Annotated in this window: 1 protein-coding gene; it reads left to right on the top strand. The window is 63.8% G+C overall.

What is annotated here, in order from left to right; all coding sequences use genetic code 11:
* On the top strand, positions 1-390 hold a 390-nt coding region (locus tag G8O24_RS47380), incomplete at both ends, for a SufD family Fe-S cluster assembly protein (protein ID WP_188108457.1).

Below are 390 nucleotides of genomic sequence, written 5' to 3'. Positions count from 1 at the left end.
ACCCGAGCTGCATCCTGCGCGGCGACAACTCCCGCGGCGAGTTCTACTCGATCGCGATCTCGAACGGCTTCCAGCAGGTCGATTCCGGCACCAAGATGATCCATCTCGGCAAGAACACGTCGAGCCGCATCATCTCCAAGGGCATCGCCGCCGGCAAGTCGCAGAACACCTATCGCGGCCTCGTCACGGCGCACCGGAAAGCCACCGGCGCGCGCAACTTCACCGCCTGCGATTCGCTGCTGATCGGCGACAAATGCGGCGCGCACACCGTGCCGTACATCGAAGCCAAGAACTCCTCGGCGACGTTCGAGCACGAGGCGACGACCTCGAAGATCTCCGAGGACGTGCTGTTCTACTGCATCCAGCGCGGCCTTTCGCAGGAAGAGGCGG

This window comes from Bradyrhizobium campsiandrae, assembly GCF_014529705.1.
Lineage (GTDB): Bacteria > Pseudomonadota > Alphaproteobacteria > Rhizobiales > Xanthobacteraceae > Bradyrhizobium > Bradyrhizobium campsiandrae.
This window is presented reverse-complemented; position numbering and strand designations above follow the sequence as displayed.